Annotated in this window: 21 protein-coding genes; 4 read left to right on the forward strand and 17 right to left on the reverse strand. The window is 68.0% G+C overall.

Annotation, left to right across the window (positions count from 1 at the left end; all coding sequences use genetic code 11):
- Positions 1-283: 283 nt before the first annotated feature.
- Together tyrS and ACZY0X_RS24450 are read right to left on the reverse strand one after the other, a co-directional pair.
- On the reverse strand, positions 284-1,567 hold the full coding sequence (gene tyrS / locus ACZY0X_RS24445) for a tyrosine--tRNA ligase (protein WP_463774132.1): 1,284 nt from the start codon (positions 1,565-1,567) through the stop codon (positions 284-286).
- Between the two features lie 29 nt (positions 1,568-1,596).
- The gene (locus tag ACZY0X_RS24450) at positions 1,597-2,208 is read right to left on the reverse strand and encodes a DNA-3-methyladenine glycosylase (protein ID WP_463774133.1); all 612 of its coding nucleotides are present in this window, start codon (positions 2,206-2,208) and stop codon (positions 1,597-1,599) included.
- A 58-nt stretch (positions 2,209-2,266) separates the two neighbouring features.
- On the opposite strand from ACZY0X_RS24450, the gene ACZY0X_RS24455 reads away from it, so the two are divergent.
- From ACZY0X_RS24455 to ACZY0X_RS24465, 3 genes are read left to right on the forward strand one after another with little or no spacing between them, the layout of a single operon-like run.
- Positions 2,267-3,037: an ABC transporter ATP-binding protein gene (locus tag ACZY0X_RS24455; protein ID WP_463774134.1), complete on the forward strand. Its 771-nt coding sequence runs from the start codon at positions 2,267-2,269 to the stop codon at positions 3,035-3,037.
- Positions 2,962-3,789, forward strand: coding sequence for an ABC transporter permease (locus tag ACZY0X_RS24460; RefSeq protein WP_463774135.1), 828 nt, complete (start codon positions 2,962-2,964; stop codon positions 3,787-3,789). The genes ACZY0X_RS24455 and ACZY0X_RS24460 overlap by 76 nt, the downstream gene beginning before the upstream one ends.
- On the forward strand, positions 3,750-4,385 hold the full coding sequence (locus tag ACZY0X_RS24465) for a TetR/AcrR family transcriptional regulator (RefSeq protein ID WP_463774137.1): 636 nt from the start codon (positions 3,750-3,752) through the stop codon (positions 4,383-4,385). Before ACZY0X_RS24460 ends, ACZY0X_RS24465 begins: the two co-directional genes overlap by 40 nt.
- On the opposite strand, the gene ACZY0X_RS24470 is transcribed toward ACZY0X_RS24465, so the two are convergent.
- From ACZY0X_RS24470 to ACZY0X_RS24480, 3 genes are all read right to left on the reverse strand, one after another.
- Complete coding sequence (locus ACZY0X_RS24470) at positions 4,382-4,585, reverse strand: Trm112 family protein (RefSeq protein ID WP_463774138.1); 204 nt, start codon at positions 4,583-4,585, stop codon at positions 4,382-4,384. The two genes, ACZY0X_RS24465 and ACZY0X_RS24470, sit on opposite strands and share 4 nt — an antisense overlap.
- A gap of 10 nt (positions 4,586-4,595) precedes the next feature.
- Positions 4,596-5,186 (reverse strand): hypothetical protein, encoded by a 591-nt coding sequence (locus tag ACZY0X_RS24475; RefSeq protein ID WP_463774139.1) that lies wholly within the window; start codon positions 5,184-5,186, stop codon positions 4,596-4,598.
- Between the two features lie 88 nt (positions 5,187-5,274).
- On the reverse strand, positions 5,275-8,250 hold the full coding sequence (locus ACZY0X_RS24480; RefSeq protein ID WP_463774141.1) for an acyl-CoA synthetase: 2,976 nt from the start codon (positions 8,248-8,250) through the stop codon (positions 5,275-5,277).
- A gap of 124 nt (positions 8,251-8,374) precedes the next feature.
- On the opposite strand from ACZY0X_RS24480, the gene ACZY0X_RS24485 reads away from it, so the two are divergent.
- Positions 8,375-10,123: an ABC-F family ATP-binding cassette domain-containing protein gene (locus ACZY0X_RS24485; protein WP_463774142.1), complete on the forward strand. Its 1,749-nt coding sequence runs from the start codon at positions 8,375-8,377 to the stop codon at positions 10,121-10,123.
- On the opposite strand, the gene argH is transcribed toward ACZY0X_RS24485, so the two are convergent.
- From argH to ACZY0X_RS24545, 12 genes are all read right to left on the reverse strand, one after another.
- Positions 10,120-11,532 (reverse strand): argininosuccinate lyase, encoded by a 1,413-nt coding sequence (gene argH, locus ACZY0X_RS24490; protein ID WP_463774143.1) that lies wholly within the window; start codon positions 11,530-11,532, stop codon positions 10,120-10,122. The two genes, ACZY0X_RS24485 and argH, sit on opposite strands and share 4 nt — an antisense overlap.
- Positions 11,533-11,571: 39 nt before the next feature.
- Positions 11,572-12,786, reverse strand: coding sequence for an argininosuccinate synthase (locus ACZY0X_RS24495; protein ID WP_463774144.1), 1,215 nt, complete (start codon positions 12,784-12,786; stop codon positions 11,572-11,574).
- A gap of 22 nt (positions 12,787-12,808) precedes the next feature.
- Positions 12,809-13,285, reverse strand: coding sequence for an arginine repressor (locus ACZY0X_RS24500; protein ID WP_241404999.1), 477 nt, complete (start codon positions 13,283-13,285; stop codon positions 12,809-12,811).
- Between the two features lie 7 nt (positions 13,286-13,292).
- Positions 13,293-14,216 (reverse strand): ornithine carbamoyltransferase, encoded by a 924-nt coding sequence (gene argF / locus ACZY0X_RS24505; RefSeq protein WP_463774559.1) that lies wholly within the window; start codon positions 14,214-14,216, stop codon positions 13,293-13,295.
- A 2-nt stretch (positions 14,217-14,218) separates the two neighbouring features.
- Entirely contained in the window at positions 14,219-15,436 is a 1,218-nt protein-coding gene (locus ACZY0X_RS24510; protein ID WP_463774145.1) for an acetylornithine transaminase, read from the reverse strand.
- Entirely contained in the window at positions 15,433-16,320 is an 888-nt protein-coding gene (argB, locus tag ACZY0X_RS24515) for an acetylglutamate kinase (RefSeq protein ID WP_463774147.1), read from the reverse strand. The genes ACZY0X_RS24510 and argB overlap by 4 nt, the downstream gene beginning before the upstream one ends.
- Entirely contained in the window at positions 16,317-17,522 is a 1,206-nt protein-coding gene (argJ, locus tag ACZY0X_RS24520) for a bifunctional glutamate N-acetyltransferase/amino-acid acetyltransferase ArgJ (RefSeq protein ID WP_463774148.1), read from the reverse strand. The genes argB and argJ overlap by 4 nt, the downstream gene beginning before the upstream one ends.
- Positions 17,519-18,553 (reverse strand): N-acetyl-gamma-glutamyl-phosphate reductase, encoded by a 1,035-nt coding sequence (gene argC / locus ACZY0X_RS24525; RefSeq protein ID WP_463774149.1) that lies wholly within the window; start codon positions 18,551-18,553, stop codon positions 17,519-17,521. Before argC ends, argJ begins: the two co-directional genes overlap by 4 nt.
- Before the next feature lie 65 nt (positions 18,554-18,618).
- Positions 18,619-21,120 carry a phenylalanine--tRNA ligase subunit beta gene (gene pheT, locus ACZY0X_RS24530; protein ID WP_463774151.1) on the reverse strand — a complete coding sequence of 834 codons (2,502 nt, stop codon included), beginning with the start codon at positions 21,118-21,120 and terminating at the stop codon, positions 18,619-18,621.
- Entirely contained in the window at positions 21,120-22,181 is a 1,062-nt protein-coding gene (gene pheS / locus ACZY0X_RS24535; protein WP_463774152.1) for a phenylalanine--tRNA ligase subunit alpha, read from the reverse strand. Before pheS ends, pheT begins: the two co-directional genes overlap by 1 nt.
- A 49-nt stretch (positions 22,182-22,230) precedes the next feature.
- Positions 22,231-23,706: a sensor histidine kinase gene (locus ACZY0X_RS24540; RefSeq protein WP_463774153.1), complete on the reverse strand. Its 1,476-nt coding sequence runs from the start codon at positions 23,704-23,706 to the stop codon at positions 22,231-22,233.
- Positions 23,707-23,759: 53 nt separating this feature from the next.
- Positions 23,760-24,533: a response regulator transcription factor gene (locus tag ACZY0X_RS24545; RefSeq protein WP_463774154.1), complete on the reverse strand. Its 774-nt coding sequence runs from the start codon at positions 24,531-24,533 to the stop codon at positions 23,760-23,762.
- Between the last annotated feature and the right edge of the window lie 138 nt (positions 24,534-24,671).

A 24,671-nucleotide genomic window follows, 5' to 3' on the forward strand; every position in this document is an offset into this window, starting at 1 on the left:
CACCCCTAAACGAGAAAAAAGAGTGCAACAACAACAAACAAAAACCACCAAACACACTATTGAGTTCTCAAACAACAGACCTGCTATGACCGCGCAACTATACCGCGGCTAAAAGCCGCGATACTGTAGTGCGGGCGTAGAAGTAGTCCCACCTAAGTGGCTTACCTCTTGAATGTCTCGCGCTCTGCGGCTTTCACCGCGTCGCTCTGACTTGCAATAAGTTACGCGAGGGGAAACTGGGAGTCAAATCGCCTGGTAGAGGCGATATTCATCCGAACTTCACTCATGTAACCCGCTGTACCCCCGCGATATTCCGCTTGCCTCTGCGGACCACGAGCCACCGGCCGTGCAGGAAGTCGGATTCCTGCGGTACCCAGTCATCGCTTTCGATGCGCACGTTGTTGACCGAGACGCCGCCCTCGGCGACCGTGCGACGCGCAGCTCCCTTGCTCGCCGACAGTCCCGTGGCCACCAGAAGATCGGTGATCGCATCGGGTCCGCCCGGCTTCAGCTCGGCCACCTGGTCGTTGCCGGCCTCGCGCAGCGCGGCCGCCAGGGTTGGCTCGTCCAACTCCCCCAGCTCACCGCGGCCGAATAGCGCCTGGCTGGCGTGCTCGACGGCATCGGTGGCCGCCTGCCCATGCACCAGCGTCGTGAGTTCCTGAGCCAGGCGCCGTTGCGCGGCACGCTCGTGCGGACGCTCGGTGGTCGCCCGTTCGAGGTCCCCGATCTCCTCGGCGGTGAGGAAGGTGAACCACCGCAGGTACGGCACGACGTCGGCGTCCGCGGTGTTGACGAAGTACTGATACCAGGCATACGGGCTGGTCATCTCGGGATCCAGCCACAGGTTTCCGCCACCGGTGGACTTACCGAACTTCTTGCCCTCCGAGTCGGTGACCAGCGGCGTCGTCATCGCGTGCACCGTGGCGCCGTGTTTCTGGCGGACCAGTCGAGCGCCGGCGACGATGTTCCCCCACTGGTCGGAGCCACCGATCTGCAGGGCGCAGCCATGGCGCTGGTGCAGCTCCACGTAGTCGTTGGACTGCAGGAGCATGTAGCTGAACTCGGTGTAGGACATCCCGTCGCCCTCGAGACGGCGGCGCACCGTCTCGCGATCCAGCATCACGTTGACCGAGAAGTGCTTGCCGACGTCGCGGAGGAACTCGATCGCGGACAGTTCCGCGGTCCAGGTCAGGTTGTTCTCCACGATCGCACCGGTCGGCGACTCGTCGAACTCGACGAAGCGTTCCAGCTGGCCACGGATGCGTGACGCCCAGTCGGCGACGGTATCTGCCGTGTTCAGCGTCCGTTCGCCGGTCTCCCGGGGATCGCCGATCATGCCGGTCGCACCGCCGGCGAGCACGATCGGCCGGTGACCGGCCGCCTGGAACCGCCGCAGCGTGAGCAGTGGCACCAGGTGACCGGCGTGCAGGCTAGGCGCGGTCGGGTCGAACCCCGAGTAGAGAGTCAGGGGCCCTTTGGCCAGCTCAGCCGCCAATGCATCCCGATCGGTCGATTGCGCGATCAGACCGCGCCATTCCAGTTCGCCCAGGATGTCGTTACCCATGGGTCGATCTTCCCGTATGCCGGGCGGCGTCAGTCGCTGTCCCCCGGTGCGGGAGCCCGTGGACTACGCCGGTAGGAGGAGACCTCAGCGCGCCCGCTCACCCAGAAGCGCCACGGGCGGTCGGCGGCCGTGCTGACCCCGACACGTGGGCCGTCGACACCCGCGACCGGGTCGCTGAGCGTCAACCGCACCGGACTGTCGTCGTCGAAGAGATCGATTCCGTTGTCGGCCAAGGTGATTCCGAGCGCAGAGCACAGGTTTCCCGGTCCTCGCGCAAGGCCCGCGGGTACGACGGAGTCACCTCGACGCGATGCGGCGACGGTCGTACCGTCATCGACCTCGGCGGCTCGCAGCAGCACGGCGGCAGCCACCCCGTCGGCGCCGCACACCACGTTCGCGCAGACGTGGATGCCGTGGCTGCGGTACGCGTAGAGCCTTCCCGCGGGCCCGAACATGACCGCACTCCGAGGCCGGGAGCCCCGATAGGAGTGCGCCGCGGAATCGGGCCAGGGGCCGTCCGGGGGTCCCCCATAGGCCTCGACCTCGAGGATCACCGCCGACACCCCACGGCCGGTCAAGCGCGCCCCGAGTAGACGCCGAGCCGCGGTCAGCGGGTCGGTGACCAGCACATTCGAACTCACGGCAGCAATTCTGCCCGCATCGTTGACATCCCCGCGGCACGGGAGGATATTTCATCACATGATGACTTCATCGTCAGATGAATTAACTCCCTCGGCCGGGCCCGCCGTCGAGGTCGACCACCTGCTGGTGGTGCGCGGCAAGCGAACCGCCGTCGACGACCTCTCGGTGCGGATCGCCCGCGGAACCATCACCGGCATCCTTGGCCCGTCGGGCTGCGGCAAGACCACACTGCTCCGCAGCATCGTCGGCACCCAGATCGTCAAGTCGGGAACCGTCACGGTGCTGGGCAGACCCGCCGGATCTGCCGATCTCCGCAATCGCGTCGGCTACGTCACCCAGGACGCCACCGTCTACGACGACCTCCGCGTCCTGGACAACGTGCGCTACTTCGCGTCCCTATACGGCTCGACCAAGAGCGATGCCGATGACGCAATCGAAACCGTCGGACTCACCGATCATCGAACTGCCCTGTGCGGCAACCTCTCCGGTGGACAACGTACCCGGGCTTCCTTGGCGTGCGCGCTGGTTGCCCAGCCGGAGCTGCTCGTACTCGACGAGCCCACCGTCGGCCTGGACCCGGTGTTGCGCGTCGAGCTATGGGAACAGTTCCAGCTGTTGGCCGAACGGGGCCAGACGCTGCTGGTGTCCAGCCACGTCATGGACGAGGCCGATCACTGCGATGACCTGCTGCTCATGCGGGACGGTCGCCTGCTTGCCCACACCACACCATCGAAACTGCGGGAGGAGACGGGATGCACATCACTGGAGGAGGCGTTCCTGTCGGTCATCCGGCACACCACCGAGCCCCTGAGCGCCGAGGCAGGCTGAGCGCCACCGCATACCTCGCCACGACCGGCCGAATCCTGCGCCAACTCGCGGGCGATCACCGCAGCGTCGCAATGATCTTGGTGGTGCCGAGTGTGATCATCGCGTTGATGTACTTCATGTTTCAGAACGCGCCCCACCCACCCGGGTCGCCGTCCCCGTTCAACAACGCGTGCCTGATCATGCTGGGCGTCTTTCCGCTGATCGTGATGTTCCTCATCACGTCGATCACCATGCAGCGCGAACGCGTGTCCGGGACGCTGGAGCGCATTCTCACCACTCCCCTGCGCCGACTCGACCTGCTGGGCGGCTACGGCACGGCGTTCTCGATCGCAGCGGCCGCGCAGGCGGCACTGGCCTGTCTCATCGCCTTCTGGTTGCTCGGCCTAACCACCGCGGGCAGCCCCGCCCTGGTGTTCGTCATCGCCATCATCAACGCGATACTCGGGGTCGGGTTGGGCTTGTTGTGCAGTGCGTTCGCGCGCACCGAGTTCCAGGCCGTTCAGTTTATGCCGCTGGTGATCGCACCCCAGCTTCTGCTGTGCGGGATCATCGTCCCGCGCGCGCTGCTACCCGACTGGCTGCAGTGGATCAGCAATGCGCTTCCCGCCAGCTACGCACTTGAGGCGCTGCAGCAGGTGGGTGCGCATCCCGACCTGACCGCCACCGCCGCCCGCGACATCGCCATCGTGATCGGCTTCGCCGTCGTGGCGCTGTGCCTCGCCGCGGCGACACTTCGCCGAAGGACCCCGTGACCAAACGCCCCGGACGTCCGCCCGGGCAGTCCGACACCCGCGACCGGATCCTGTCCAGTGCCAGGGAGTTGTTCGCCCGCAACGGAATCGACAAGACCTCGATCCGCTCGATCGCGGCATCGGCGGGAGTGGACGCCGCGCTGGTCCACCACTACTTCGGGACCAAGCAGCAACTGTTCGCGGCGGCGATCCACATCCCGATCGACCCGATGCAGGTCATCGGCCCGATGCGCGAGACTCCGGTCGACGAGCTCGGTCTCAAGCTGCCGTCACTGCTGTTGCCGCTGTGGGACTCCGAGCTGGGGTCGGGTTTCATCGCGACACTGCGCTCGCTTCTTGCCGGCAACGACGTCAGCCTGGTCCGGTCGTTCCTTCAGGAGGTCATCTCCGTGGAGGTGGGGCGACGCGTCGACAACCCGCCCGGTTCGGGTCGGATCCGGGTCCAGTTCGTCGCGTCCCAACTCGTGGGTGTCGTGATGGCGCGCTACATCCTGGAGCTGGAGCCGTTCAAGTCACTGCCGGTGCAACAGGTCGCCGAGACCATCGCGCCCAACCTGCAGCACTATCTCACCGGCGACCTGCCGGGTCTCAGCTAGTCGGCGCGGTCGAGAAGTCGTTGGTGTTCGGCGTCATCGGTGATCGTGACGGCCTCGTCGACCAGCAGAACCGGGACGTCGCCCTCGATCCGATAGGCACGGCGAAGCCGAGGGTTGTACAGCAGCTCCTCGCCAACGAGCAGCAGAGGACCGCGGTCCTCGGGGCAGACCAGGATGTCGCGCAAACGGGAATCGAGCATGTCCGGTGACTCAGCCGAGCGGAATGCTGATGCCGGCATCGTCGCCACCGCCGCCGCCCGGCATCTGCGATTGCCGCGGCGGATACCCCGGGTACTGGTTGATGTTGATGGACGGCGAGCCCTGATTCCCCGCGGCCATGCCTCGCTGCTGGTTGCGGCGCTGGAACGAGAGGGTGTTCTCGAGGGCTGCGATCAACGGAGCCTGATTTGGCCGCTTGTCCAGGGCTGCCACAATGGCGTCGCGATTCCCCTGGGAGGGATAGAACCCCTGGGCACGCAGCTTGAGGACGCTGTGGATCAGCTGGGAGAGCTTTCCGCCGCCAGCGCCCGTGTCGTAGGAAGAGGCAATGATCGAAAGCGCCTCATCGGCCGTCATCTCTCCCGGCTGGGCACCTGCCGCAGCGGCCGATCCGCCGGGTGTGATGGGGCTTCCCCGATCGGCCGGGCCCGGAGTGATCGGGCTGGCAGGATCCGCAGGAGCCTCGGGGTCCGACCACGCGACGGGCGCACCCACGAGCAGTCCGGCGACCAGGGCACCGCTCGCAACCGCACCGACAGCGGCACGCCGCCACACGCTCGGCCTGCTGGTCTGCGATGTCATGAATTCCTCCATGCGGAGCGGGGCCCGACCCGTGCGGCGATCTGCCGTCTGCCGGAGCCTAACAGTGGGACATGAGTGACGCACGACCTCAGTCGGCCGAGCCATCACCTATCAGTTCGGCACGCACGGCAGTCGTGAGCCGCTTGTACACACCTGTTTCGTAGTCCAGGTACCACGCGTTACGTGCGGGCTTCGGCACCCCCATCGCCCGCAGTGGCGCGAGCAGCGGCCGGTAGGAGGCGCTGAGCTTCATATCGGGCACTACGTGCACCAGGTCGGGGTGCACACCGACGGGAAGACTGGCCAGCGCCTCGTTCAGGTCGGCGCTCGGAACACTGCCACCCGGGGCCAGCGTCAGCGCCGTCACGGCCAGCGTCCGTCCCCCGGCCGCGACCTTGTAGGTCACCGAGAGATCGACCGCGCCGACCCTGCTGACCGTGTCGTTCACGGTGGCGCTGTACACCGGACCCCGTTCGGTGTGGATGACGGTGGCACGGTTGTCGACAAGCCAGAAGTCGCCGTCCTCATCCCGGCGGAACAGGTACTCGGTGGACACCCAGGTGTCGGCGGGTGCGAAGACCCCACGCTTGATCGCGGCCGTCGGGTCGATGGGCCCGCGAGGATGCGCGAGGAGCACGCCGACCTCATTGGGCTGCGCCAGCCGCACGAAACCGCGCTCATCCTCGAGGATGAGGTCGTCGTCGACGTCGTACGCGGCGAGTTCCACCCGTCCGGCACCGGGCAGCGGCCTGCCCTCGCTGCCGATCTTGGCTCCCGACACGTTCGCCAGCACGGCCTGACCGTCCGTCGTCGCGAAGAACTCCACGACGTGGGCGGGTTCGAACTCCTGCTCGATGCGCCGCCACAGCCCCGTCGGCATGCCCGATCCGATGAACAGGCGAACCGGGTGCGTGCCGTTGACCGAGAACGACGGGTCGTCCACCACCGCGCGCAGCATCGCCCACGTGTAGGACACAACGGTGACGCCGTACTGGCGCAGTTCGTGCACGAAGCGGTCCGGGCGCAGGCCCCGCGACAGGGCGATGCGAGTGCCGCCGACCACCGCGCCGCCCAGGCTGACCAGCAGGCCGGACTGGTGGTGCAGCGGCGTCAGGCAGTACACCGTGTCGCTGCGGCCCAGGTTGGCCGCGGACGCGGTGCCGATCGCCGACAGTGCCCAGCGGAAGTTGGTGATCTGACGCGCGACGAGTTCACCGCCGACGTGCGCGAACGCGACGTAGGCCAGGTCCCTGGCGTAACCGGGGTCGGGCCGGTACCAGCCCGGCAGTTCGACGACGTCGGGGTCGATCTTCTCCATGTCGACGACGTCGGCGTCCTCCGGCAGATCCAGATCGCGGTTCTCACCGCCGCCAAGGACCAGCACGCGGATCGGCAGCTTCCTCGCGGCGTCCAGGTTGCTCGGATCCGCGATCACATCGGATATCCCGCCGAGGCGCGCCGCCTCCTCCAGGTCGGCGTCGGGCGGCATGAGCACCGCCACGGCACCCAGCCGCGACAGTGCGGCGATCGCGACCAGCGCACTGGGCCGGGTCTCCATCAGGACCCCGACGTGCGCACCCTGGCGCACACCGACGTCGATGAGACCGCGCACGACGTTGTTGATGCGACGGTCGACGGCCTCGTAGGTGTGCACGCGCCCGTCGAACAGCAGGAACTCACCGTCCGGTGTGGCGCTGCTCTGCTCGTTCATGATGCGGCCGAGCGAGATCCGGGTGTGGTCGTTGATCTGGCCGAGCCGGGCCAGTCGCGGCAGCGTCCTTGCCGTCTCGACGACCAGTGCGCGTGCCGACTTGTTGGCCGCGACGAATGCGTCGGCCGCGGTGCGGGCCAGACTGAACGTCATCTCGGTGGCCGCTGCACCCACGTGCGCGACGCGCGACGTCAGCTGCACACCGCTCTCGTTTGTCTCGGCCGGCTGCAGAGACATCGGCACGACCTGATCGGGCATATCGCCCTCGCCCGATATCCACTTCACCCAGGACGCCACCGTCGGCCAGGTCTGGGTGGCGGCCTTACCACCCACCACCAGACCGAAATGTCCTGCGCGGATCAGGTATTCGTAGACGTCAGCCTGCGGCGCGGCACGCTTGATACCGCGCACCGACGCCGGCTGACCGATGTCGTCGACCTCACCGACCACCGCGAGCACCGGGCAGTCGATGTCGGACAGCGTGACCAGATCACCACGGATGGAGAAACCGCCGCTCATCATCCGGTTGTGCGCGATGAACTGCTTGAGCAGCTCCGCGATCGCCGGACCGGACCAGGCGATCCAGCCGTCGTTGGACAGGAACCGGCGCTGTTGCTCACGGGAGAGCAGCGCCTCGCGATCGTGCAGTTGGCGCACGAAGTCGATGCGCGCCTGCGCGGTCTTGATCGGGTCGAGCATCTGGAATCCCGTGCGGGCCAGCCAGCCTGGGATATCGATGCGACTGAAGACGTGGTCGGCCATGAAGTCCGCCGCGCCCGCGGCGAGGCTGGCCGGCAGGTTGAGGGGCAACGCCGCCAGGGTGTCGACCGGTGAGCCGAACGCGACGATGCTGGCCAGGTCCTTCGACCGCCGATACGCGGCGGTCTGGTAGGCGAACATCCCGCCCTGGGAGTACCCGGCGAGGTGGACGTCGCGGTCGGTGACAGTGCGGACCGTGTCGATGGCCTCGTTCAGCGCGACGACGTGGTCGGCTAGGTTGCGCTGCATGCCACCCTCGACCTGATCGGGTGACCCGAAGTCGATCACCCACGGGTCGACGCCCGCGGCGTGCAGGATGCCGACGGCACCCTCGTCACGCGTCACGTCCCACATGTCGGCCGACATCATCATCGGGTGCACCATGAGCACTGGCGGGCCTGCCGGCTTGGCACCCGGGCGGGAATCGGGCGGGAAGTACCGCCGAAGCCGGTACATGGGGACGCTCTCGATGATCTGGAAGGGCGATGGGACCGCGCCCGTCTCCAGGCCGCCGTAGCGGAGCACCTCCAGCCCGTTCTGCGCGGTTGCCATCAACCGCCCGACCGGCCTGGTGAATGCCGAAAGGTCGACCACCTGTGCACCCCTCTCGCGCTCCCCGACCCGCAGTTTGCCGACGTCATCATGGCACAGCGAACTTCTGGGCCGCGGGGATCGCGACGATGGCCGTGCGCGCCGAGCCACATATGATCGGCTCCTAATGGCCAACCTGATCAACGTTGAACGCGCGACCGTCGGTTACGGGACGCGCACCCTGCTCGACGGCATAAGCCTCGGTGTCGACGAGGGCGAGGTGATCGGTGTCGTCGGACGAAACGGCGACGGCAAGACCACGCTGCTGCAGATCCTGACGGCGACCCGCCCCCCGGACTCGGGCCGGGTGACCCACACCTCGGGATTGTCCGTCGGCTACCTGCACCAGTCCGATGACTTCAAGCCCGAGGCCACGGTGCGCGACCTCATCGTCGACGGACGGCCCGATCACATCTGGGCAGCCGAGGCGGAGACCAGGTCGGTGGTGGAGAACCTGCTGGCCGAGGTGGCGCTCGACCGTGAGGTGAACAACCTCAGCGGCGGCGAGCGGCGCCGCGTCGCGCTGGCCGCGGTACTGCTTGCGGGCCACGACGTCCTGGTGCTCGACGAACCGACCAACCACCTCGACGTCGAGGTCATCGCGTGGCTGGCAGACCACCTCTCCCGACGGCGAGCCAAGACGTTGCTGGTCGTCAGCCACGACCGGTGGTTCCTCGACGCGGTCTGCACGAACATCTGGGAGGTGCACGGCGGCGCCGTCGACGCCTACGAGGGTGGCTACGCCGCGTATGTGCTGGCCCGCGCTGAGCGAGCCCGGGCCGCCGCAGGCACCGAAGCGCGGCGCCGCAACCTGATGCGCAAGGAGCTGGCGTGGCTGCGGCGGGGCGCACCCGCACGCACGTCCAAGCCCAAATTCCGCATCCAGGCGGCCAACGAGCTGATCGCCAACGAGCCGGAGCCTCGCGACTCCCTTGCGCTCCAACGCTTCGCGACGGCCCGGCTGGGCAAGGACGTGTTCGATCTTCACCGCGTCAGCTACGAGGTCGGCGAGAAGACGATCCTCGACAAGTTGGACTGGTCGATCGGGCCGGGCGTGCGTATCGGACTGGTCGGCGTGAACGGCACCGGCAAGACGTCGGTGCTGAAACTGCTGACCGGTGACGTCGCCCCCACCTCGGGCACCGTCAAACGCGGCAAGACACTGCGGATCGGCTACCTGAGCCAGGCCCTCGTCGAGCTGGACGGCAACGAACGTGTCCTAGACGCCGTCGAGAACGCCAAGCGGGTCACCGAGCTGGCGGGCGGCAAGGAGGTCAGCACGGCCACCCTGCTCGAGGACTTCGGGTTCACGGGCGACAAGCTCACCACGCGGTTGTCCGAACTCTCCGGTGGCGAGAGGCGGCGGTTCCAGTTCCTGCGGCTGCTTCTCGACGAACCCAATGTGCTGCTGCTCGACGAGCCGACCAACGACCTGGACATCGACACCCTGAACGTCATCGAGGACTACCTCGACGGCTGGCCGGGCACCTTGATCCTCGTCACCCACGATCGCTACTTCCTCGAACGGGTCACCGACGTGACGTATGCGCTGCCCGGCGGCGGACGATGCGTGCTGCTGCCCGGCGGTATCGAGCAGTACCTGGCCGAACGGTCGACTGCCAACGGCGCTACGACAACCCGTCCAACCGATCGCACCGAGACCGCGTCGGCGCGCGAGCGCAAGGCGGGAAAACAGTTGTCCCGCATCGAGAGTCAACTCCGCACGCTCGACGAGCGGATCTCGAAGCTGCACCAGACGATGGCCGAGGCAGCCGCCGACCATCTGCGGTTGGGCGAACTCAACGACGAACTGCGTGACCTGCACGCGCGCCAGGAATCCCTCGAAGAGGAGTGGCTGACCCTGGCCGAGGGCTAGCGCCGCAGGCTGATCCGCAGTCGGTCCGCGGTGTCGCGCACGACGCCCAGCTGCTTGGCCACCTGGATCGGAGCCGTACCACCGCGTGCGTCACGGGAGTTCACCGATCCCGCAACGGTGAGCACCTCCCGGACCTCGGCCGTCAGGCCCGGGTGAATGCCCGCGAGTTCGTCGTCGGCGAGTTCCTCGAGTCCGACGCCGCGGGCGTCGGCGGCGCGCACCGCCGCGCCGGCCGCCTCGTGGGCGACGCGGAACGGAATGCCCTGACGGACCATCCATTCGGCGACGTCGGTGGCCAGCGTGTAGCCCAGTGGCGCGAGTTCGGCCATCCGGTCGGTGTCGAAGCGCAGGGTTGCGACCAGACCGGCCATCGCGGGCAGCAGCAGTTCGAGCTGGGCCACCGAGTCGAAGACCGGCTCCTTGTCCTCCTGCAGGTCGCGGTTGTAGGCCAGCGGCTGCGCCTTGAGCGTGGCCAGCAGTCCCGTGAGATTGCCGATCAGCCTGCCCGACTTGCCGCGAGCCAGTTCGGCGATGTCGGGGTTCTTCTTCTGCGGCATGATCGAGCTGCCGGTCGACCACGACTCGTGCAGATCGACGTAACCGAATTCCGTGGTGCTCCAGAGGATCACGTCCTCGGCGAGACGCGACAGGTCCACCGCGATCATCGCCAGCACGAACGCCGCCTCCGCCGCGAAGTCCCGTGACGCCGTCGCATCGATCGAGTTGTCTGCCGCCGCGGTGAATCCGAGTTCGGCGGCGATGGCGTCGGGATCCAGACCGAGCGAGGAGCCGGCCAGTGCGCCAGACCCGTAGGGCGACACCGCCACTCGGGTATCCAGGTCGACGATGCGTGCCGCGTCGCGCAGCAGCGGGTGAGCATGGGCCAGCAGGTGGTGGGCCAGCAGCACCGGCTGCGCGGACTGCAGATGCGTCTTGCCGGGCATGATCGCCGTCGGGTGTGCGGCCGCCTGTGTGGCGAGTGCCCCGACGACGTTGAGCACACCGTCGCCGACGGTCTGCATAGCGTCGCGTAGCCACATCCGAAACAGCGTGGCGACCTGATCGTTGCGTGACCGGCCCGCCCGCAGCCTGCCGCCGAGATCGGCGCCAACCCGGTCGATCAGCCCGCGTTCCATCGCGCCGTGGACGTCCTCATCCGACGGCAACGGCCCGAAGCTGCCGTCCGCGACGTCCTCCCCCAGGCTGTCCAGACCGACCAACAGACCGTCGCGCTGCTCCTCGGTGAGCAGGCCGGCACCGAACAGCACCCGGACGTGCGCCTTGGACGCTTGCACGTCATAGGGCGCCAGCACCCAGTCGAAGTGCGTGGACTTGCTCAGCGCGGCGAGCGCGTCGGAGGGGCCGTCAGCGAACCGGCCGCCCCAAAGCGAACCCTCATTGGTGCTCATGTGGTCACCCTTCTCCCGTGAGCAGTCCACGCAAGCGCATTAGAGGCCGAGGTCCCGGCGGGCTGCGATCTTGCTGCTCAGGCCGTGGATGTGGACGAAGCCCTTGGCACTGGACTGGTCGTAGGTGTCGCCCTCGTCGTAGGTGGCGAGGTTGAAGTCGTACAGCGACTCACTGCTGCGCCGGCCGTTGACCGCGATGTGGCCACCGTGCAGCACCAGTCGGATCTCACCGGTGACGTGCTCCTGGGTGTGGTCGACGAACGTCTCCAGCGCGCTCTTCAGCGGCGAGTACCAGAGGCCGTCGTAGACCAGCTCGCCCCACTTCTGGTCGGTGTTGCGCTTGAACCGACCCAGTTCGCGCTCGAGTGTCACGTGCTCGAGTTCGGTGTGCGCGGCGATGAGCACCATCGCGCCCGGCGCCTCGTAGATCTCGCGGCTCTTGATGCCAACCAACCGATCCTCGACGACGTCTAGCCGGCCGACACCCTGAGCGCCCGCACGCTGATTCAGCTCGACGATCGCCTCGAGCACCGAGACCGGCCTGCCGTCGATCGACACCGGCACGCCCTTGGCGAAGCCGATGATGACCTCGTCCGGTGAACTCCAGTTGACCGTGGGGTCCTCGGTGTAGTCGTACACGTCCTTCGTCGGTGCGTTCCACAGGTGCTCGAGGAACCCGGTCTCCACCGCGCGACCCCACACGTTCTGGTCGATCGAGAACGGCGACCGCTTCGTGACGTTGATCGGGATCTCGTTCTGCTCGGCGAACGCGATCGCCTTCTCCCGCGTCCACGCGTAGTCACGCACGGGTGCGAGCACCTCGAGATCGGGTGCGAGCGTGGCGAATCCGACCTCGAAGCGCACCTGGTCGTTGCCCTTGCCTGTGCAGCCGTGGGCGACGATGCCACCGTTGTGCTCGCGCGCCGCGGCCACCAGGTGCTTGACGATCAGCGGACGGCTGATCGCGGACACCAGGGGGTAGCGGTCCATGTAGAGCGCGTTGCTCTTGATGGTGGGAAGGCAGTACTCGTCGGCGAACTCGTCGCGGGCGTCGATGACGACGGCCTCGACGGCACCGCACTCGATGGCGCGCTGCCGGATGACCTCCATGTCCTCACCGCCCTGCCCCAGGTCGATGGCGACGGCGACCACCTCGCGGCCGGTCTCCTTCCCGATCCAACTGATCGCGACCGAGGTGTCCAGACCGCCGGAATACGCCAGGATGACGCGTTCGGACCCCGACGTTTGTGACATGGCCAATCTCCTTCTGAGTGAACTACTGAACGTTTTCGAACATGCCGGCGAGTTCCGCGCCGGTCATCGGCTCGCGGGCGACCACGAGAATGGTGTCATCACCGGCGATGGTGCCGACGACGTGGGGCAGCGAAGCGCGGTCGATCGCGCTGGCCAGATAGTGCGCCGCACCCGGTGGGGTGCGCAAAACCGCCAGATTGCCACTGGCGTCGGTGGACACCAGAAGCTCATTGAGCAGCCGAGCCATGCGGTCGGTGCCACCGGACACGCCACGCACCGGGCTGCCGTCCTCCGGCACGATGTACACGCCGGTCCCGCCGTCGGCGCCACGCAGTTTCACCGCGCCGAGCTCCTCCAGGTCACGCGACAGCGTGGCCTGGGTGACGTCGATGCCCTCCTCGGCGAGCATCGTCGCGAGTTCGCTCTGACTGCGCACGGGGTTGGACGAGAGGAGCGTCACGATGCGCGCCTGCCTGCCGGCTCTGGTCGACGCAGTCACGGTGCGCTCATCGGCTTCGCTCCAGGAGCCACACCAAGAGCGCCTTCTGGGCGTGCAGGCGGTTCTCGGCCTCGTCCCACACGGCACTCTGCGCGCCGTCGATGACGTCATCGGTGATCTCGTGCCCGCGGTGGGCGGGCAGGCAGTGCAGCACGACGGCAGCGGGGTCGGCCAGTTCCATCAGCGCGGCGTTGATCTGGAACGGCCGGAACGGTCGGACCCGGTCGAGTCCGTCGTTCTCCTGGCCCATCGACGTCCAGGTGTCGGTGACGAGGACGTCGACGCCCTCGGCCGCGGCCCGCGCGTCCGATGTCACCGCCACGGTGGCGCCGGTCTCGGCGGCCCGCTTCTGCGCGGCGTCGACGAACTGCGGGTGCGGCTCGAAACCGGCTGGCGCGGCGATGGTCACGTCGATGCCCGCCGTCACGCCGCCCAGCATCAGCGAGTGCGCCATGTTGTTGGCGCCGTCGCCGAAGTAGGTCATCTTCAGCCCCTGCAGCGAGCCCTTGCGCTCGGCGAGCGTCTGCAGGTCCGCGAGCACCTGGCAGGGGTGGAACTCGTCGGACAGCGCGTTGACGATCGGCACCGTCGAGCCGGATGCCATGGCGGTCAACCGTTCCTGGGCGAACGTGCGCCACACGATGGCGTCGACGTAGCGCGAGAGCACCACGCCGGTGTCCTCGAGGGTCTCCTCACGGCCGAGCTGGGTGCTGCGCCCGTCCACCACGACGGCGTGCCCGCCCAACTGGGCGATACCCACCTCGAACGAGAACCTGGTGCGGGTCGAGTTCTTCTCGAATATCACGGCGACGCCGCGGGGCCCTTCGAGCGGGCGCGCACTGAATGGCGCCTTCTTGAGCTCGGCGGCCAGCGCGAGCACCTCGGCCTGCTCGTCCGGCGTCAGGTCGTCATCGCGTAGGAAGTGTCGCAGTGTCACGGTGCCTCCACGGCGGTCTCGTTGGCCGCCTCAACGGCACTGTCCAGGATTGCGGGGAACGCGGTCAGGAACGCATCGATCTGTGCGTCGGTGACCACGAGGGGCGGTGCGAGCCGGATGACGTCGGGCGCGGCGGCATTGACGAGGAAGCCCGCATCGCGTGCGGCGACCTCGATCTCCTTGCCGCGCGGGGCGGTCAGCACGATGCCGCGCAGCAGACCCCGGCCACGCACGTGGTCGACCAACGGATGCTCCATGGCCTCGATGCCGTGCGCCAGTGTCTTGCCGAGAGCGTCGGCGTGCGACATGAGGTCGTCGTCGGCCAGTGTCTTGAGCACCGCCAGCGCCGCTGCCGTGCACACCGGGTTGCCACCAAAGGTGCTGCCGTGCAGGCCCGGGGTGAGCAGTTCTGCCGCATCGCCGATGGCCAGGCATGCGCCGATCGGCAGTCCGCCGCCGAGACCCTTCGCCAGGGTGATGACGTCGGGCGTGATGCCGTCGTGCTGGTGGGCATAGAAGGTTCCGGTGCGTCCGACACCGGTCTGCACCTCGTCGAGCACCAGCAGGGCACCGTGGCGCGCGGTGAGTTCCCGTGCGGCAACGAGGTATCCGGCCGGCGGTGTCACCACGCCGCCCTCCCCCATGATGGGCTCGAGGAACACCGCCGCGGTCTCGTCGGAGATCGCGGCCGACAGCGCCTCGACGTCGCCGTACGGGACGTGGGTGACGTCGCCGGGCAGCGGCTCGAAGGGGGCCTGCTTGGCGGGCTGACCGGTCAGCGCGAGCGATCCCATGGTGCGACCGTGGAAGGCGCCTTGCGCGGCAACCAGTTTGGTTCGGCCGGTCAGCCGCGAGATCTTGAACGCGACCTCGTTGGCCTCGGTACCGGAGTTGGCGAAGAACACCCGCGCGTGGGTGTCGGCGCCGAGATGCGCGACCAATGCCTCGGCCAGAGCGATGCCGGGTTCGGTGGCGTACAGGTTCGACGTGTGGCCCAGTGTGTTGAGCTGCCGGGTCACCGCCTCGATCACAGCCGGGTGCCGGTGCCCGAGGACGTTGACCGCGATACCGCCGAGGAGGTCGACGTAGGACCTGCCGTCGACATCGGTCACCACCGCGCCGTCACCTGAGGCCAGTGCCACCGGCGGTGTGCCGTAGTTGTCCATCATCACGGTCCGCCACCGCGCCTGCAGCGCCTCGGTGTTGGAGGTCATCTGGGCACCACCTTTGTTCCGGAACCCTCATCGGTGAGGAGTTCGACCAGCACGCAGTGTTCGACACGGCCGTCGATGACGTGGGCGCTCGGGACGCCGCCGCCCACCGCACGCAGGCACGCCTCAATCTTGGGCACCATGCCGGACTCGAGTGTCGGCAGCAGCCCGGTCAGCGTCGCCACGTCGATCTCGCTGACCAGCGAATCACGGTCGGGCCAGCGAGTATAGAGTCCCTCAACGTCGGTCAGCATCAGCAGCTTCTCCGCACCGAGAGCCTCGGCCAGCGCCGCGGCAGCCGTGTCGGCATTGATGTTGTGCACCACACCGTCGGCATCGGGGGCGATCGTCGAGACGACCGGGATGCGTCCGGCCTTGATCAGATCGAGCACGGCCGAGGTGTCGACCCTCTCGACGTCGCCGACCAGGCCGATATCGGTGGCCACGCCGTCGACCATGACGCTGCGGCGGATCGCGGTGAACAGATGGGCGTCCTCGCCCGTGATGCCCACCGCGTATGGGCCGTGGGCGTTGATGAGGCCGACCAGTTCACGACCGACCTGGCCGAACAGCACCATCCGCGCGACGTCGAGCACCTCGGGGGTGGTCACCCGGAATCCGCCCTTGAAGTCGCCGGATATGCCGAGCCGCTTCAGCATCGCGCTGATCTGCGGGCCGCCGCCGTGCACGACGACGGGATGGATGCCGCAGTTGCGCAGGAACGCCATATCGGCGGCGAACGCGGACTTGAGGACGTCGTCGGTCATCGCGTTGCCGCCGTACTTGACCACGACGATCTTGCCGTTCAGCTGCTTCAGCCAGGGCAGTGCCTCGGCGAAGACGGCGGCCTTGGTCGCGGTGGGAATCGTCTCGGTCGGGATGCTCATGAGCTGTAGGCCGAGTTCTCCTCGACGTACGCGTGGGACAGGTCGGTGGTGCGGATGGTCGCCTCGCCCGTGCCGATGCCCAGGTGCACGACGACCTCGATGTCGGTACCCGACAGGTCGACCTCACGCGCACCCGGAGCGCCCACCCCGTCCACGCAGACCGGGGAGCCGTTGAACGACACGGTGATCCGGTCGGGATCCAGTTCGACGGGCGCCATGCCCACTGCGGCCAGCACCCGGCCCCAGTTGGGATCGGACCCGAACAGTGCGGTCTTGACCAGGCTGTCCCTGGCGATCACGCGGGCGGCCGCCACGGCGTCGTCCTCGGTGGCAGCGCCGGTGACCGTGACCGCAACCCGCTTGGTCAGGCCCTCGGCGTCGGCCTGGAGCTGTGCGCACAGGTCGTCACACACCGCGAGGATCGCGGCATCGAGTTCATCCTGTGTCGGCGTGACCGCGCTGGCACCGGACGCCAGCAGCAGCACCGTGTCGTTGGTGGAGCAGCTGCCGTCGACGTCGAGTCGGTCGAAGGTGCGCCCGGTCGCCTTGCGCAGCGCCCGATCCAGCGCCGCGGCATCGGCGACGGCGTCGGTGGTGATGACGCACAACATGGTGGCCAGCGACGGCGCCAGCATCCCGGCACCCTTGGCCATGCCGCCGACGGTCCAGTTGTTCCGATGGTGCAGCGCAACCTGCTTGGGCACGGTGTCGGTGGTCATGATCGCCTGCGCCGCTTCGGTTCCACCGGTGAGACCGCCGGCCATCTCGTGCACGACCGCGGTGACCCCGGCCAGCATCTTGTCCATCGGCAGGCGGTCGCCGATCAGGCCCGTCGAGCAGACGGCGACCTCGATGGCCCCGGTCTCGGTACCCCAGTCCGACAGTGCGTCCGCGACCGCCTCCGCGGTGGCATGGGTGTCCTGGAAGCCGCCGGGTCCGGTGCAGGCGTTGGCGCCGCCGGAGTTGAGGATCACCGCACGCAGCCGCCCCGTGGACATGATCTGCTGGGTCCACAGCACCGGAGCCGCCCGCACCTTGTTGCGGGTGAACACCGCGGCCGCGGCCAGATCGGGGCCCTCGTTGACCACCAGTGCGAGGTCGCGCGCTCCGGATGCCTTGATTCCCGCCGCGATACCGGTCGCGCGGAAACCCGCGGGGGCGGTCACGCCCTGAGTCCGAACGATGTTCTCGGTTGTTGTCACGGCGCCACTCCCACGGTCGAAAGTCCTTCAGTCTCTGGCCATCCCAGCGCCAGGTTCATCGACTGCACTGCCGCGCCGCCGGTTCCCTTGACGAGGTTGTCGATCGCACACAGGGCCACCAGGACACCCGCATCGGGGTCGACGGCGACGGCGATCTGCGCGGCATTGCTGCCGACCACCGCGCCGGTCTTGGGCAACCTGCCCTCGGGCAGCAGGTGGACGAAGGGCTCGGCACCGTAGGCCTTCTCATAGGCCGCACGGATCTCCGATGTCGATGCCGTGGTCCGCGCCGTGCAGGTCGCGAGGATGCCCCGCGACGTCGGGATCAGGACCGGCGTGAACGACACGGTGACGTCGCGGTCGGTGACCGTACGCAGACCCTGCGCGATCTCGGGGGTGTGCCGGTGCGCGCCGGCGATGTTGTACGCCCGCGCCGAGCCGATCACCTCGGCGCCGAGCAGGTCGACCTTCGCGGCGCGGCCCGCACCCGATGTGCCGCTCACGGCGACCACGGTGACGGCCGGCTCGACAAGGTCCGCGGCGACGGCGGGCAGCAGTGCGAGCAGCGCCGCGGTCGGGTAGCAGCCGGGAACGGCGATGCGCTTGGTGTTCTGCAGCGCCTCGCGTCCGCCGGGCAGTTCGGGCAGACCGTACGGCCAGCTGCCCGCGTGAGGCGAGCCGTAGAACCGCTCCCATGCGCCCGCGTCGGTGAGCCGGAAGTCCGCACCGCAGTCGACGATGAGCGTGTCGGGGCCCAGCTGCTCGGCCAGTTCGGCCGAGTGCCCGTGGGGCAGGGCCAGGAACACGACGTCGTGACCGGCCAGCACCTCGACTGTCGTGGCCTCGAGCACGCGGTCGTCCAGGGGAAGCAGGTGCGGATGGTGCTCGGTGAGGTGGCTGCCGGCACTGGCCGCGGCGGTCAACGCACCAATTGTCAGGCGTCCGTCAGCGTAGGCAGGGTGTCCGAGGAGGAGGCGAAGGATCTCGCCGCCCGCGTATCCGCTGGCACCGGCGATGGCCACTGAGGTCATCGCACAATTCTGCATGGTTATGCACTCGGATGCAAACTGATTATTCGGTTCGCGGACCGAGTGGATCACCTGCGCTGGACGGCGCCGACGCGCTCGGCGGCCAGAGCCACCGCGGCGTCGCGCGCGGCACTGGCCTCATCCTCGGTCAACGTGCGATCGGATGCGCGGAACCGCAGGGCCAGCGCGAGTGACTTGCGCCCCTCACCGACCTGCGGGCCCACGTACACGTCGAACAGCCGGACGTCCTCGACGAGTTCTCCCGCGCCCTCTCGCACCGCATCGACGACATCCTGGGCCGCCACCGTGTCATCGACAACGAGGCTGACGTCCTGGAACACCGCCGGGAACGGCGAGACAGCGGGCACGGGCAGTCGCTCGACGGTGGGCACCGCGTCGAGATCGAGTTCGACGGCACACGTGCCCTTCGGCAGGCCGGTCCGTTCGATCACCGCGGGGTGCAACTCGCCGGCGTATCCGACGACCTGGTCCCCGAGCAGAACCTCAGCGCAGCGGCCGGGATGCCACGGCAGCTCCTGGGCCGCCCGCAGCGTGACGTCGACGTTGCAGGCCCGCGCGACGATCTGCACAGCCTCGAAGGCATCGGTGGCCTGCACCGGCCGGCCCGCACCCCACGGACCGGCGGGTTCGCGGAGTCCGGCCATGACCGCACCCACGTGCAGCGGCTGACGCGGCAGCGAGTCGTCAATCGCGGCGATCTCCGCGGCGGTGGGCCTGCGATCAACCGGGATCGGGTCCAGCGCACGGGTCTGCGGTGTCGCCAGCGCCACCTGCTCGATGGCAAACAGGGCAACATCGGTGGCACCACGGGAAACGTTGCGCACCAACGCCTCCAGCATGCCGGGCAGCAGCGTGGTCGCCAGCTGGGGCCGATCGGCCTCCAGCGGGTTGAGCACCGTCATAGCGGCGCGGCGTGGATCGTCGGGCGCCAGACCCCACGCATCGAAAACACCGGCGGGCAGGAACGGTGTCGGCAGAATCTCGACGAAACCGTTGAGCGCCAGCGACTTTCCGATCGCCCTACGGCGCACCTGGCCCGGTGTCAGACCACGACCAGCGGGTGCCGCAGGCAGAATCGACGGGATCAGCTCGAGACCCTCGAGCCTGAGCACCTCCTCGACGAGGTCCGCGGGTTCCCTCATGTCGGGTCGCCAGCTGGGCGGTGTCACCGTGATCTGGCCGTTGTGGCTGCTCACCCGGCCACCCACCTGGGTGAGCCTGCGCACGGTGGCACCCTCGGCATACGCCACACCCGCGGTCCGGTCGGGCAGATCCAGTGCCATGCTCACCGGCGCCGGTGACCAGTCCTCGCGTGGAGGGTCGCCGCGCCAGTCCGTCAGCGTCGGTTCCAACGTGCCGCCTGCGATATCGGCCAGCAGCGCGGCGCAACGATCAAGGGCGGCAACCGAAATCGCCGGATCCACGGTGCGCTCGTAGCGTCGGCTCGCCTCGCTCACCAGGTGCAGACGGCGCTGCGTCCGGGATACCGTCGCGGGGTCCCAGACCGCCGCCTCCAACAGCACATCGGTGGTGCTCTCGCGAACCTCGGTGGTGCCTGCGCCCATCACACCGCCGAGCGCCGCCGTCGCGACGTCATCGACGATGAGAACGTCGCCCGGATCGAGCGTGCGTTGGACGCCGTCGAGGGTGACGACCGTCTCCCCCGGCTTCGCGAAGCGGACATCGAACCCGCCGGTGATGAGCTGGCGGTCATGGGCGTGCATCGGGTGACCGATCTCCACCATGACGTAGTTGGTCACGTCGACGGCCGGGGAGATGGACCGGATTCCGCTCAGCAGCAGCCGGCGTTGCATCCACCACGGCGACACCGCAGTCGGGTCGATGCCCGTCACGGGGCGAAGGCCGAAGCGCTGCACACCGGTGCCCGGCTGAATGGTCAACGGCCAAGCCTCGCCCTCGGCGGGCAGAGCCGGGATGGTGGCAACGGGGTCGACGAAGTCGAGGTCGTACGCGCAGGCGATCTCGCGAGCCATGCCACGAACGGACAGGCAGTAACCGCGATCCGGCGTGATCGCGAGGTCGAACACCACATCATCCAGACCGAGGACCTCGATGGCGTCGGCGCCGGGCTCCGCGGTACCTGGCGGCAGAACCATGATGCCGGCGTGGTCGGAGCCCAGGTTCAGCTCGGACGACGAGCAGATCATGCCGTCGGAGGTGCGGCCGTAGGTCTTGCGCTTGGCGATGGTGAAGTCGCCAGGCAGCGTGGTGCCGGGCAGCGCCGCGACCACCAGATCGCCGACCTTGAAATTGCTTGCTCCGCAGACGATGTCACGCGGCTCACCGTCGAGGTTCTGCGCGCCCACGTCGACCTTGCACGCACGTATGGGCTTCTTGAACTCGGTGAGTTCCTCGATCTCGACAACTCTGCCGACGGTCAACGGTCCCGTGACCGGGCCGACCGGGATGATGTCCTCGACCTCGTGACCGATGCGGATGAAGGTCTGCTCGAGTTCCTCGGGACTCACGTCCCAACCCGGTGCGCCGACTGAGACGATCTCGCGCAGCCAGCTGTACGGAAGGCGCATCAGGCCCCCACCCCGAACGGAAGCGAGAACCGCACGTCACCCTCGACCATGTCACGCATGTCGGGGATGCCGTTGCGGAACTGAAGTGTGCGCTCCAGGCCCATGCCGAACGCGAAGCCCGAGTACTCGTCCGGGTCGATACCGCAGGCGCGCAGCACGTTTGGATTGACCATGCCGCAACCGCCCCATTCCACCCAGCCCGGCCCACCCTTCTTGTTCTCGAACCAGACGTCCACCTCGGCGGACGGCTCGGTGAACGGGAAGAAGTGCGGCCGGAAGCGGGTCCGCCCCGCGGGGCCGAACTCCGCCCGGGCGAGCGAGTCGAGCGTGCCCTTGAGGTGCGCCATCGTCAGACCGCGGTCCACCGCGAGTCCCTCGACCTGATGGAACACCGGCGTGTGCGTCGAATCGAGTTCATCGGTGCGGAACGTCCTGCCGATCGACACGATGTACACGGGCAGCTCACGCTCCAGCAGTGCCCGGATCTGGACCGGCGAGGTGTGCGTGCGCAACACCTGGCGCGACCCCTCGGGTGCTATGTGGAACGTGTCCTGCTCACTGCGCGCCGGATGGTCGGGAGGGAAGTTCAAGGCGTCGAAGTTGAACTGCTCGGTCTCGAGTTCGGGCCCCTCGGCCAGTTCCCAGCCCATGGCCACGAAGGTGTCGGCGACGTGTTCGGCCAGGATCGTGATCGGGTGCCGGGCACCGATCGGCTGACGCGTGGAGGGCAGGGTCACGTCGATGCGCTCGGCGACCAGCACCGCCGCGTCCCGCTCGAGGCGTAGCGCCTCGAGGCGTTCGTCGTAGGCGGCCTGAGCCTCGGTGCGGGCCACGTTGACGAGGCGGCCCGCATCGGCGCGCTCGGTCTTGGGCAGCGAGCCCAGCGCCTGACGGGCCAGCGCGATCGGTGACTTGTCACCGAGGTGATCGGTCTTGGCGCGCGCCAACGCCTCGAGATCGGTTGCGGCGTCGAAGGCACGCCGGGCCGCGCTGACGGCTTCGGTCAGCGCTTGCTCGGACGGTCCCGTTGATCCCGGCTTCACCACGGGCTGATCAGCCACCCGGCGATCATAGCTACGGGGCAGGTGTGACCCGCGATACCCTTGATGCTCAACCGTCGGCGGCGTGGCGCTCACACTGGGTCGAGGCGTCCACCAGCGCGTTCCGCTGCCCCAATGCGGGCAGGCGGACGCGGAACTGGGTGTGGCCGGGGCGGGATTCGACCCCAACACTGCCACCGTGGGCCTCGGTGATGGACGCGACCACCGCCAGACCCAACCCAGCGTTGTTCATCTCCCGGGATTCGGTCGTGCTGGCCCGGACGAAGCGACCGAACACGTCGGGGAGAACGTCGGGGTCGATGCCGGGTCCGTCATCGGTGACGGTGAGTTCCACGTATGACTCCGCTTGGCTGAGATGAACCCGCAGGGCCGTCGTCACAGTGACGCCTGCCGGGGTGTGGATGCGGACGTTGGTCAGCAGGTTGCCGACGATCTGGTGCAGGCGCGCGCGGTCGCCGCGGATCCACACGGGGCCATCGGGCAGGTCGGCCGCGAATCGGTGGTCGGGCGCGGTCACGGCGACGTCGTTGATGACGTCGGCGACCACCTCACAGAGGTCGAGGCGCTCGACGTCCAGTCCCTGCCCCTCCTCGAGGCGCGACAGCAGCAGCATGTCACCGACGAGGGCGCTCATCCGGCGCGATTCCGATTCGATGCGGGCCAGCGCGTACTCGGTGGTGGCCGGCAGCTCTCCCCCGTCCTGCCTGGTCAGTTCCGCATACCCCTGAATCGAGGCCAGTGGGGTTCGCAGCTCATGACTGGCATCGGTGAGGAAGCGCCGCATCCGGCGGTCGGACTCGGCGCGCGAGGCCAGCGCCGAGTCGATGTTGGCGAGCAGCCGATTCAGCGTCTCCCCAACGATGCCGACCTCGTTGTCCGGGTCGGAGTCGGCCCGCCGCACGCGCGTCGTGATGCGGTGGTCCTCGTCGGCCAGCGGCAGACTGGCCGCCCGCGCCGCGGTGGCCGCCACCCGGCGCATCGGGCGCAACGCCTGACGGACCAGCACCACGGTGCCCAAGGCGGCCAACAGCGCGGCGGCCACCGCGGTGAGCGCGACGGCAACGGTCCGGCTGGCGATCGCCTCATTCCCCGCGCCGCGCGACACCGCGGAGATCAACCGCTGGCCGTGGCCGACGTCGGTACTGGCGACGCGGTAGCTGCCGAGGTAGCCGAAGTCGACGGTCCGCGGGCTGTAGTCGGACCAGCTCAGCGAATCGAGGACGTCGAGCACCGCGTCCGGTGCCCGCATCGGCCCGTCCTCCTCGAACATCGCCGAGCCCACGACCTCATCGCCGCGCATTACCGCGATGACGGTGCCCGGGGCCTGCCCGGTGAACCGCGTGAGCTCCAACGGGTCAGCCGTGACGGTCGTGGCCTCCTGCGCGGTGAACGCGTGCTCGAAAGCCGCCAGTGAGTGCGCGATAGAGGCGTCACTCATCGCGTCGACACAGGCGCGCATGCCGTAGATCGACAGCGCACCCATTCCCAGAACCACCACGGTGACCAACGCCGACACACCGAACATCAACTGCCTGCTGAGAGTTCGAGGGCGCCACCACGGGCTGGTGCGCGTCCGCTTCACTGCCCGGGACGCAGTTGGTATCCGACGCCGCGGACGGTGTGAATCATCGGCTCTCGACCGGCGTCCACCTTCTTCCGCAAGTAGGAGATGTACAGGTCGACGATGCTGGTGCGGCCGCCGAAGGAGTAGTTCCACACGTGTTCGAGGATCTCCTCACGACTCAAGGCCCGCCGCGGGTTGCGCATCAGATAGCGGAGCAGTTCGAACTCGGTGGCGGTCAGCTCGATACGGTCGTCGCCGCGGATCACCTCGCGGCTCGCGCCGTCGAGCCGCAGGTCCCCGACGCGCAGCGTCTCGTCGTCGAGCGGCGCGGTGTCCCCTGCCCGGCGGAGAAGCCCACGCAGCCGTGCGACGAGTTCCTCCAGGCTGAACGGCTTGGTCATGTAGTCGTCGGCACCAGCGGTCAGCCCGGTGACCCTGTCGGTGACCGAGTCGCGAGCCGTCAGGAACAGCACCGGCGTGTAGGCGTGGGCGGCGCGGACGCGCTCCAGGATCTGCAGTCCGTTGAGGTCGGGCAGCATGATGTCGAGCACCAGGATGTCGGGTTCCACCGTCGCGAACTTCTCGATCGCGTCGCGGGCGTCGTGCGCGGTCTCGACGGTCCACCCCTCATAGTGCAGCGCCATCTTCACGAGATTGGTCAGCGCGCGTTCGTCATCGACGAGCAGGACGCGGATCGGTGTTCCGTCGGCTCGGCGGATTGGAGGAAGCTGGCCAAGGATCGCTGGTCTTCGCTGTTGTGATCTGGGATTGATCGACATCGTCGTCATGACTCGATTGTCCGAATCACACACGTAGCTGTCACGGAGTTCATAGGCGATTCTCAGAATCTTCCGCGACAGCTCCTACGATCGACCATCCCGCTCGAGTGTTGCGACATCACGCTATTTCATTGCCATTCAACATAA

This window comes from Mycobacterium sp. IDUB_39 (genome assembly GCF_055419205.1).

What these genes read in the sequence shown, in the direction of transcription:
- ACZY0X_RS24495 (WP_463774144.1), bottom strand. Translation starts at nt 12,786, where the DNA reads ATGTCACAAACGTCGGGGTCCGAACGCGTCATCCTGGCGTATTCCGGC.
- pheT (WP_463774151.1), bottom strand. Translation starts at nt 21,120, where the DNA reads ATGCGCCTTCCGTACAGCTGGCTGCGCGAGATCGTCTCAGTCGGCGCA.
- tyrS (WP_463774132.1), bottom strand. Translation starts at nt 1,567, where the DNA reads ATGGGTAACGACATCCTGGGCGAACTGGAATGGCGCGGTCTGATCGCG.
- ACZY0X_RS24510 (WP_463774145.1), bottom strand. Translation starts at nt 15,436, where the DNA reads ATGACCTCCAACACCGAGGCGCTGCAGGCGCGGTGGCGGACCGTGATG.
- ACZY0X_RS24545 (WP_463774154.1), bottom strand. Translation starts at nt 24,533, where the DNA reads ATGACGACGATGTCGATCAATCCCAGATCACAACAGCGAAGACCAGCG.
- ACZY0X_RS24485 (WP_463774142.1), top strand. Translation starts at nt 8,375, where the DNA reads ATGGCCAACCTGATCAACGTTGAACGCGCGACCGTCGGTTACGGGACG.
- argB (WP_463774147.1), bottom strand. Translation starts at nt 16,320, where the DNA reads ATGAGCATCCCGACCGAGACGATTCCCACCGCGACCAAGGCCGCCGTC.
- ACZY0X_RS24460 (WP_463774135.1), top strand. Translation starts at nt 2,962, where the DNA reads ATGCACATCACTGGAGGAGGCGTTCCTGTCGGTCATCCGGCACACCAC.
- ACZY0X_RS24455 (WP_463774134.1), top strand. Translation starts at nt 2,267, where the DNA reads ATGATGACTTCATCGTCAGATGAATTAACTCCCTCGGCCGGGCCCGCC.
- ACZY0X_RS24475 (WP_463774139.1), bottom strand. Translation starts at nt 5,186, where the DNA reads ATGACATCGCAGACCAGCAGGCCGAGCGTGTGGCGGCGTGCCGCTGTC.
- argH (WP_463774143.1), bottom strand. Translation starts at nt 11,532, where the DNA reads ATGAGCACCAATGAGGGTTCGCTTTGGGGCGGCCGGTTCGCTGACGGC.
- argC (WP_463774149.1), bottom strand. Translation starts at nt 18,553, where the DNA reads ATGACCTCAGTGGCCATCGCCGGTGCCAGCGGATACGCGGGCGGCGAG.
- ACZY0X_RS24470 (WP_463774138.1), bottom strand. Translation starts at nt 4,585, where the DNA reads ATGCTCGATTCCCGTTTGCGCGACATCCTGGTCTGCCCCGAGGACCGC.
- ACZY0X_RS24540 (WP_463774153.1), bottom strand. Translation starts at nt 23,706, where the DNA reads ATGTTCGGTGTGTCGGCGTTGGTCACCGTGGTGGTTCTGGGAATGGGT.